The organism is Flavobacterium sp. (assembly GCF_044368625.1).
Lineage (GTDB): Bacteria > Bacteroidota > Bacteroidia > Flavobacteriales > Flavobacteriaceae > Flavobacterium.
This window is the reverse complement of the sequence record NZ_JBIPPD010000115.1, coordinates 1-10,483: the sequence shown is the minus strand read 5'-3', so window position 1 is coordinate 10,483 and position 10,483 is coordinate 1. Positions and strand designations below refer to the sequence as shown.

At 35.7% G+C, this 10,483-nt stretch carries 7 protein-coding genes; 5 read left to right on the top strand and 2 right to left on the bottom strand.

Annotated features, from left to right (window positions below):
* Positions 1-302: 302 nt before the first annotated feature.
* Together yaaA and hutH are read right to left on the bottom strand one after the other, a co-directional pair.
* Positions 303-1,061, bottom strand: a complete 759-nt coding sequence (gene yaaA, locus ACIQ2X_RS09780; RefSeq protein WP_396178747.1) for a peroxide stress protein YaaA — start codon at positions 1,059-1,061, stop codon at positions 303-305.
* Between the two features lie 141 nt (positions 1,062-1,202).
* Positions 1,203-2,711 carry a histidine ammonia-lyase gene (gene hutH, locus ACIQ2X_RS09775; RefSeq protein WP_396178746.1) on the bottom strand — a complete coding sequence of 503 codons (1,509 nt, stop codon included), beginning with the start codon at positions 2,709-2,711 and terminating at the stop codon, positions 1,203-1,205.
* A gap of 558 nt (positions 2,712-3,269) precedes the next feature.
* Between hutH and thrA the strand changes: the two genes are divergently transcribed.
* The 5 genes from thrA (at position 3,270) to ACIQ2X_RS09750 (ending at position 10,379) form a co-directional block, all read left to right on the top strand.
* On the top strand, positions 3,270-5,717 hold the full coding sequence (thrA, locus tag ACIQ2X_RS09770; protein ID WP_396178745.1) for a bifunctional aspartate kinase/homoserine dehydrogenase I: 2,448 nt from the start codon (positions 3,270-3,272) through the stop codon (positions 5,715-5,717).
* 81 nt (positions 5,718-5,798) lie between these two features.
* The gene (locus ACIQ2X_RS09765) at positions 5,799-6,731 is read left to right on the top strand and encodes a homoserine kinase (RefSeq protein WP_396178744.1); all 933 of its coding nucleotides are present in this window, start codon (positions 5,799-5,801) and stop codon (positions 6,729-6,731) included.
* 7 nt (positions 6,732-6,738) lie between these two features.
* Positions 6,739-8,028 carry a threonine synthase gene (gene thrC, locus ACIQ2X_RS09760; RefSeq protein WP_396178743.1) on the top strand — a complete coding sequence of 430 codons (1,290 nt, stop codon included), beginning with the start codon at positions 6,739-6,741 and terminating at the stop codon, positions 8,026-8,028.
* A gap of 387 nt (positions 8,029-8,415) precedes the next feature.
* Complete coding sequence (locus ACIQ2X_RS09755) at positions 8,416-9,054, top strand: hypothetical protein (protein ID WP_396178742.1); 639 nt, start codon at positions 8,416-8,418, stop codon at positions 9,052-9,054.
* Between the two features lie 305 nt (positions 9,055-9,359).
* Positions 9,360-10,379: a hypothetical protein gene (locus ACIQ2X_RS09750; RefSeq protein WP_396178741.1), complete on the top strand. Its 1,020-nt coding sequence runs from the start codon at positions 9,360-9,362 to the stop codon at positions 10,377-10,379.
* The last annotated feature ends 104 nt before the right edge of the window (positions 10,380-10,483 follow it).

Here is a 10,483-nt window from a genome sequence, read left to right as displayed (position 1 = left end):
CATATTGCCACTTTTTTTTACCTAAATATACTCTTTTTGGCAATTTAACTTCGCTTTTTATTACTATTTTTATATACAAGTTATTAACAGACAGATTGTTATAACATATTTAAGGAATGACTAAATAATAAGTTTGTTGCACTTATGAATTGAACACAGCAATCAAAAAACACCTTTCGCTTTTATTTTTTAAAAACCGATTTTATATCGCATCGAAAATACATTTACATGATTTTCGGTAACAACTAAAACCAACGAAAACAAAAAAAGGATTTAAGTTTGTGCCTAAATCCTTTTTTTAATTATCGCGTAAAAACCAACTTATCACCTATCGAAAGTCCGTGATCCAGTTGATAGCCTTCGTAATCAAATGCCTTTAAATCTTCGACTGTTTGTGCCTCGGAATCTAAAATGTACCGAACCATCAATCCTCGTGCTTTTTTTGCAAAAAAACTAATTATTTTAAGTTGTCCGTTTTTATAGTCTTTAAATTCGGGAGTAATTACTGTAGCATTTAATTTTTTAAAATCAATGGCCGAAGCATATTCTTTACTGGCCAAATTAACCAACAACGCTCCTTTTTTGAGCTCCTTATTCAAACTATTGGTTAATGGCTCTCGCCAGAAATCATACAAATTTTTATAATCATCAAAAACCAGCGAAGTACCCATTTCAAGTCGGTAAGGCTGCATCAAATCCAACGGCTTTAGTATTCCATATAGTCCCGACAAAATACGCACTTGCTCTTGTAAAGCCTCTAGTTTTTCCAGCGGAATCGAATACGCATCAAGCCCTTGATACACATCACCGTCAAAAGCATAAATGGCAGGTCGGGCATTTTGGGGCGTGAAAGGGGTTTTAAAATCCTTATTTCGCTTCCAGTTTAATTCGGCCAGTTGAGTGGATATATCCATTAATTCCGAAAGCTCTTTGGGCGATTTGGATTTGATTACTTTATTTAAAATGCGACTTTGTTTCAAAAAAGCACTTGTAGTAAATTGTTCCGTAGGTAAAGGCGTTTCAAAATCCAATGATTTCGCGGGAGATATAATTATTTTCATCTTATAAAATTACAAAATGCTAATTTAATAATTTCTAATGCAATGCTTTTTATACAACTTGTAATTTTTTGATAAAAACAGGTAAAAAACAAAAATCCTGACTGTTACATCAGGATTAACTTTTATGTTTTTTACAAGTTACTAATCAAACAAATCTGCTTCAATTTGAAAACTATCTAAAAAAGCAATCGTTTTAACAATGTCATAATGTAAAATTCGGTCTTCCGAAACATACGGCACTTCATCGCGGTAACTTTTCAAAAACATCTCGATAAAATCACTCGATTTTAACGGACGTCTGAAAGCAATAGCTTGCGAAGCGTTCATTAATTCTATAGCCAATATGCGTTCGATATTTTCAATGATTTTCAACACTTTTGTAGCTGCATTCGCACCCATACTCACGTGATCTTCTTGTCCATTGGACGATACAATACTGTCAATACTCGCCGGAGTTGCCAGCTGTTTGTTTTGACTGGCAATACTTGCCGCTGTATATTGCGGAATCATAAATCCTGAATTTAATCCCGGGTTATCCACTAAAAATGCAGGCAAACCACGTAAACCTGAAATCAATTGGTAGGTTCTTCGTTCTGAAATACTTCCCAATTCTGACAAGGCAATCGCTAAGAAATCTAAGGCTAAAGCCAATGGTTGTCCGTGAAAGTTTCCGCCCGAAATAATTTGATCGCTTTCGATAAAAACATTCGGATTGTCTGTAACCGAATTGATTTCAGTTTTAAACACGCGCTTTACATAATCAATCGCATCTTTCGAAGCACCATGTACTTGCGGAATACATCTAAACGAATACGGATCTTGAACGTGTGCTTTTGGTTGTGCGACAATCTCACTACCCTCTAAAAATTCATTGATACGTTGAGCAGTAACAATTTGACCTTTGTGAGGGCGAATAAAGTGGATTAATTCATTAAATGGTTCTTGTCTTCCGTCAAATCCTTCCAGCGAAATGGTTCCTATTAAATCGGCTAAATACGAATATTTACACGATTTTATCAAAACATATACACCATAAGCACTCATAAATTGGGTACCATTGAGTAATGCCAATCCTTCTTTAGACTGTAAAACAAGTGGATTCCAACCAAAATGGTTTAAAACTTCTTTAGATGGGACTTTTTTACCTTCAAAACACACTTCGCCTTCCCCCAAAAGCGGTAACGATAAATGGGCCAAAGGTGCTAAATCGCCCGAAGCACCAAGAGAACCTTGTGTATAAATTACAGGAAAAATAGCATAGTTGTAAAAATCGATTAATCGTTCGACAGTTGCCAATTGCACGCCAGAATAGCCATAACTCAACGACTGTATTTTGAGCAACAGCATGATTTTTACAATTTCTTGCGGCACTTCGTCTCCTGTTCCGCAGGCATGGGATTTTACAAGGTTTTCTTGCAGTTGCGAAAGGTTTTCGTTTGAAATTTTAATGTTACATAACGAACCAAAACCAGTATTTATTCCATAAATTGGCGCATCATGCGAAGCCATTTTTTGATCGAGATAATCCCTACATTTCTGTATATTGACTTTTGCTTCTTCTGATAAAGCTAATTTTTTGTGCTCCACAACGATGTAATGAATTTCTTCAATCGTCAACGTATTCGAACTAATATAATGTGTAGATTCCATCGTTTTTATTTAAAGCTCCAAAATTCCGCAAACGAATGCTAATAAGCAAATCATCTCAGTACTATTTATTAATGTTAACCAATCACTAAAACGTTTTCGTAATTTAACAAATAAGACCACAAAACATATAAAATAGTAGTGAAAACTAAATTTTTAGTAGTAAAATTAACAATTATAATGAAAAATAATTAAAATCACAGGAGTATAAAATACCTGCATTCTGAGAATTATTCATTTTTAAGCGTTTAAACTCAAGGCATTTTTTGATATTTCCCCAATTAATGCAGTAATTTAAAATTATCAATAAAAATACTTTGACCGTTTTTTTTACACTTCAAAAAATGTAAATTTGAAAAAACAGATGATACACTCTACAACAAAATATACATTTTCTTCTTCAACCCAAAATTCGGTTGCTTTTTTTGTTGGCACTTCATCCACTTCTACATCAACCCCTTAGGGGTATCTCATTTACATATAATCCCTATTCCTGTCATCTCCCTTTTGGGAAAAATTATTATTTACTTTAAAAAAGCAATTCCCTAGAATCACAAAAAGATGAAAACATTAAAATTCGGAGGTACTTCGGTAGCCAACGCCCAGAATATAAAACTTGCACTAAATATTATCCTAAACGAAGCGCAAGACACAAAGTTGACCGTTATAATTTCAGCCTTTACGGGAGTGACTGACTTACTCGTGGAAGCTTCTAAAAAAGCGGCTTTGAATGATGCAGGCTACAAAGGGATTGTTACCGAAATAGAACAAAAACATTTCGATGCCATCAAAGCACTGATACCCGTTCACGAACAAAGTCGGCTACTAAGTCACATCAAAAGAAGCATCAATCACTTGGAAACACTATTGGACGGCTGTGCACTTTTAGGCGAGTTGTCGGACAGAACTTCCGATACCATTTTGAGTTTTGGCGAATTGTGTTCCGCTTTTATTGTCGCAGAAACTTTGAAACAACATCTGCCGGACAGCATTTGCAAAGACAGTCGCGAACTCATAAAAACCAACAACTTTTTCGGACAAGCCCAAGTAAATTTTGAAATTACCAACGATTTAATAACAAATTATTTCAATAGCAATACCGCTCACGTAACTGTCTTACCCGGTTTTATTGCCTCATCAACGGATGCAAACAACACTACACTTGGTCGTGGTGGTTCGGATTATACAGCGGCAATCATTGCAGCAGCTTTAAATGCAACCCGACTCGAAATTTATACGGATGTTAGCGGTATGTATACAGCCAATCCTTCTCTTGTAAAACAAGCTCAACCCATCGAAAAACTTTCGTATCAGGAAGCTATGGAACTCTCCCATTTTGGGGCCAAAGTGTTGTATCCGCCTACAATACAGCCAGTACTCACTAAAAACATACCGATTTTAATAAAAAATACGTTCGAACCGAGAAAATCAGGTACATATATTTCGAACGAAATTGTGTCGCAAGTCCAACCCGTAAAAGGGATTTCGCACATGGACAAAATAGCTTTAATCACCGTTGAAGGTTCCGGAATTATTGGTGTTTCTGGTTTTTCGAAGCGCTTATTCGAAGCACTTTCTACCGAAAAAATAAACGTTATTTTTATCACACAAGCTTCCTCAGAGCATTCCATTTGTATTGGAATTCAAAATAGGGATGCAAGAAAAGCACAAATGGCAATCGATTATGTTTTTGAATTAGAAATTAGTCAACATAAAATAAATCCCTGCACGGTTGAAAAAAACCTATGCATTGTAGCTTTGGTAGGTGAAAATATGAAAAATCACCAAGGTTTAAGCGGAAAAATGTTCAGTACCTTAGGAAAAAACAACGTCAACATTCGGGCCATTGCTCAAGGTGCATCCGAACGAAATATTTCGGTGGTGGTTAACGAACGTGATGTAAAAAAAGCATTGAACACCCTGCATGAACGGTTTTTCGAAGACAATACCAAACAGCTGAATCTTTTTGTAATGGGTGTTGGAAATGTAGGAGAAAAATTTATTGCCCAAATTCACCAACAAAAGAAATTTTTGAAAGAAAATCTAAAACTGAATGTTCGTGTGATCGCCCTTTCCAACTCCCGAAAAATGCATTTTGATGAAGAAGGCATTTCTTTGAAAGATTGGCAAAATGTTTTAGAAAACGGTGCGACTGCTGATAAGGAAGTTTTTATTTCTAAAGTAAAAGAACTCAATTTTCGCAACAGCATTTTTGTAGATATTACTGCAAATGAGAGTGTTTCTCAAACTTACAGTCGTTATTTAGTGCAAAATATTGCGGTAGTGACTTGCAATAAAATTGCGTGTTCATCGGAGTATTCCAATTACCAACATTTAAAACAATTATCACGGAAATTCAATGCGCCATTTTTGTTTGAAACCAATGTTGGTGCAGGATTACCCATCATCGATACATTGAAACATCTCATTGCATCGGGTGATAAAATCAAAAAAATCAATGCGGTTTTGTCCGGCAGTTTGAATTTTATTTTTAATAATTTCAACGAAAACACCTCTTTTGAGGAAGTTGTAAAGGAAGCTGGCGTACAAGGATTTACCGAACCCGACCCTAAAATCGATTTGAGCGGCGTGGATGTGGCTCGAAAAATCTTGATTTTAATTCGCGAAAGTGGCTATCAAATGGATATCGACGAAATTGAAAACAATTGTTTCTTGCCACAAGAATGTATGGAAACAATGAACAACGTCGATTTTTTTGCGTCGTTAAAAAAACATTCCAGTCATTTCGAAGCCATTTTGGCGGAAGCCAATTCCAAAGATTGTCGCATTAAATTTGTAGCTTCGTTCAACAACGGAAAAGCAAGAGTGGGTTTACAGTTTATTCCAAAAGAAAGTCCGTTTTACAATTTAGAAGGAAAAGACAATATTGTTGAATTTTACACCGACAGGTATGTTGATCAACCCTTGATTATCAAAGGTGCAGGAGCGGGAGCTGCTGTAACGGCTTCAGGAATTTTTGCCGATGTAATCAGAATTGGAAATGTTTAAAAAAGGTACTGAGTTGCTGAGATTCTTAGTTGCTAAGAAAAACTCGGCAACTCAGACGCTCAGAAACTTAGCAACTAAAAAATGAACGAAATAAAACTTTTTGCACCAGGAACAATAGCCAATCTTTCTTGCGGATTTGACGTCCTCGGATTGTGTTTGGACAATGTGGGCGACGAAATGATTATTCGAAAGAGCAAGCAAAAGGGCGTTCGAATTACTAAAATTGTTGGAGCCAACTTACCGCTAGAAACCGAAAAAAATGTGGCTGGTGCAGCTGCTTTGGCATTGCTTGAAAATAGTGAAACCGATTTGGGTTTTGAAATCGAAATTTACAAAAAAATAAAAGCAGGAAGTGGTATTGGAAGTAGTGCAGCAAGCGCGGCAGGTGCCGTTTTCGGAATCAATGAATTACTAGGAAGACCTTTTTCTAATAAAGAATTGGTGTATTTTGCCATGCAAGGCGAAAAATTAGCAAGCGGTAGTACTCATGCAGATAATGTCGCACCCGCTTTATTAGGTGGTTTTGCGCTAGTGCGAAGTTACAATCCTTTGGATATTATCAAAATAAAAAGTCCCGACCACCTTTTTGCATCCGTCATTCATCCGCAAATTGAATTGAAAACTTCGGACGCTCGGTCGATTTTAAAAAAAAATATTTCGCTCAAAAGCGCAATTGTACAATGGGGAAATGTAGGTGGATTGATTGCCGGTTTATACACCAACGATTATGAATTAATTGGACGTTCGCTTCATGATGAAATTATAGAACCTGCACGAAGCATTTTGATTCCTGCATTCGATTTGGTAAAAAAATCAGCCCTGAAAAGTGGCGCTTTGGGAGTTGGAATTTCAGGGTCGGGACCATCCATTTTTGCTTTAAGCAAAGGAGAAGATACTACCCAAAAAGTAGCCAAAATAATGTGTGAAGAGTACGACAAAATTGATTTGCCTTATGAAATACACGTGTCTAAAATAAACGACGAAGGAATAAAAGTTTTGAATTCCAAATCCTAAATCAAAAATGAAGTATTACAGTTTAAATAACAAAGCTCAAAAAGTATCATTCAAGAAAGCCGTGATTCAAGGCTTGGCACCTGATAAAGGCTTGTATTTTCCCGAACATTTAACGCCAATTGAAGAAAGTTTTTATGATAAAATCGAAAATCTTTCAGATGAAGAAATCGCTTTCGAAGTCATCCAACAATTTATAGGCGATGAAATTCCAGAAGACGTTTTGAGGCAAATTATCGCTGAAACTTTGTGTTTTGATTTTCCATTGGTAGCAATTGAAAAGGATATTTATTCATTGGAACTTTTCCACGGCCCTACAATGGCGTTCAAGGATGTTGGAGCACGATTTATGGCGCGATGCTTGGCTTACTTTAATAAAAACAAGATTGATTTTAAAAGCACCGTTTTGGTTGCCACCTCAGGAGATACAGGAGGTGCGGTTGCCAGCGGATTTCTTGGAGCTGCTGGTGTTGAAGTGGTGATTTTATATCCCTCAGGAAAAGTGAGCGATATTCAAGAAAAGCAATTGACCACTTTAGGGCGGAATATTACGGCTCTTGAAGTCGAGGGTGTGTTTGATGATTGTCAGGATATGGTTAAAAGCGCTTTTTTAGATAAAAATTTGCTCCATAAAAATTTGACTTCTGCCAATTCCATCAACATTGCACGATGGTTGCCTCAAATGTTTTATTTCTTTTTTGCCTACAAACAATTAAAAAAGCAAGGAAAACCGCTAGTAGTTTCTTGTCCGAGTGGCAATTTTGGTAACATTTGTGCGGGAATTTTAGCTAAAAAATTAGGACTGCCTATTGCACATTTTGTGGCATCTACAAATGCGAACGATACGGTTTCACGATTTTTGAAAAATGGAAAATACGACCCGAAGCCCTCGAAAACAACTATTTCCAACGCGATGGATGTTGGAAATCCAAGTAATTTTGTACGCATTCAGGAAATGTATGGTTATGATTTGAGCGTATTTGCGAAAGATTTTTCGTCATTCACTTTTTCTGATGAAGAAACAATTGAAGCCTTGAAACATATTTACAAAACCAGCGGTTATGTTGCCGAACCTCACGGAGCAGTTGGCTATTTGGGATTAAAAAAACAAATGGAAAAAAATGTTGATTCTATTGGTGTTTTTCTAGAAACTGCCCATCCGGTTAAGTTTTTGGAAACAGTTGAAGCTGCTTTGGAGATCACACTTCCGATTCCATCCCAAATTGAAAGCGTGTTGGGTAAGGAAAAGAAAAGTATAACGATTAAAAGCTATGACGATTTGAAGGCTTTCTTGACCTAAAAATCAATGTTAGATGTAAAAGTTAGTGTATATCGATAGATGTACACCTTTTTTTTTAACTTTTGTTTGACAATAAAACCACTTTTATTCTCCCCAGAAAAAAAACACAAAAATTCTACTTAATGCGTTTTCGGTTTATTTTACACGTATTTCGGTAGTTTTGAATGTAAAGTCGGTAAAAATTACTTTATAATTTAGATTTAATTAGCTGACTTTTAAATGGTTATTGTTATTTTTTATATAAATTTTCCTACAATAACAACAAAAAACGTGTACAATTACCTTACTTTTGCAACCTTAAATTTTCGACAAGGTAACTTTTGAACGAAAAAAAACTTTATCTAACAAAATTCAGATTTCCCTTTTTTTTAAAAAGGCATTATAAAATTGAGTAGAAATTATAAAACAGAAACTTTTGGACCAAGCAACACATTTGTGTTCTTATTAAAATATACTCTATTTATTGCAACTGTTTTTTTTTCAAACTACACTATTAATGCGGCCTGTAGTAACAATGAGCCAACTCCAAAAAACATTCTAGCTGTTGCAACTGTTTCATCGGATACGCTTATTTATGTTACTCCAGGGACTACTGTTTCGGGGACTCTGTTCACTTCAAATGTTTCAATAAAAAAAAGCAAAACTGTTCTTCCTGAAAAAAAAGAATTAATACTTGCTAAGGCTGTACTCGGGATATCAAAAGATTTTGTTTTTCAAAAAAAAGTGGGTGGTGTAACTTTGAAAACCCAACCGATCCAAAGTATTGAAAAAATAAAAAAAACGTTCTTTTCGTCTTTATCACTTGAAAGAAAACTCTATTTTCAAAAGTACAGCGTTAAAACAGGCGCTGCATCTAGTAATGCATCATATTCGATTGTTTGCATTCTGCCATCTATTCCATCTATCAACAACCCATTTTCTATTTCAGAAATTGTAACAGAGGAATGCCGCTACACTTTTACTTTATTTGATAAAAATCTTCCAAATAATACATACCTCCGTGGCCCACCTTTGGTCACTTCTTGATTATTCATTCCACACAAACGAATGGAATGTCAAAACAGCAACCTTACAATTGATGGTTCTGACCTCATACATTATTTCTTTTTTTAAATTATTGCATTAAATACTGAAATTTTAAATCCAGAAAAACCAAAATTACGTAGATAATGAAATTGAGATGAGTCGTCAAGTCCATTTCATCAATCATTATTTTGTATTCTATCGTAAAATCAAAGAGTTAAGAACCCATTTCAAAATTAAAAACACATCAATAACATCCCTTTTACTTTATTTGTAAATATACTAAACAACTATATAAATTTTTTAAAATGAAAAAAACAATCTTTTTCGCTGCATTTTTCGCAATCTCAATAGCTGGATTTGCCCAAGTAGGAATAGGCAATACAGATCCTAAAGCAACTCTAGATGTTACAGGAAACCCCACACAAGCTGCCGTAATGGATGGAATTATAGCTCCAAGATTGACCGGGAATCAATTAAAAGCAAAGACGTATACCACTGCACAAACAGGAGCAATAGTGTATGTAACTGCACCAACGACTGAGCCAGCTGGTCAAACTATCAACGTTAAATTAGCAGGGTATTATCAGTATGACGGAGCTGCTTGGCAATTGTTAGCAACAAGAAACAGTAAATTTGTAGATGGTACTAATGCCGCAAATGCAGTTTATACAACAGGGAATGTTGGTATCGGAACGACAGCTCCAGACAACGCCTTGCATATTATTCCTGCAACAAATTCAGACCCTTTAAGAGTACAAGGAGTAAGAACAGGAGCTGCAAGTGATCAAATTTTAACTGTAGACAACAATGGAGTCGTAAAAAAAATTGCTCAAAACGCAGCTGTTGGAGCTATTCGAGCCGTGTATAATCTTGTGGGTGGTGCACAAGTAGACATTGCTGTGGCAGCCACTGCAGATGTTTCTGGTTTATCTCAATCCATTACCGTACCGGTAGGTGAGACTAGAATCGTGATGATTACGATGACTGGCTTTGCTACACTAAACAACACGAATGTAGCTTCACAGGGTGTATTTGGTATCCTTTTAAATGATATTAAAGTAACTTCAGGTTATGTATCTTCACAAAATTCAAATGCGGGAACTGGAGCCATAACTCGTTTACCATCACCTGTTACCTTAACAACTACCCAAACATTAGTTGGAAGAGTTGCACCACATGTGATTAAAGTAAATTATACCGCTTGGAGTAGTCCTCAACGTGTAAATCAAGATGCTACAACTATTTTTGGAACTGCATCAGGAGTAGACAATAATGCTTTAAAATCAAGATTAACTATTGTAGAAATAAATGCTACAAATCCATAAAAGTCGTCACTATTATCCGAAAGTCTAAAATAAAAAAAGCCTGAGATTCCCTTATTTTTGTTTTGCGAAAAATAAAATAATTTTATGGGACTCTTCAGGCGAAA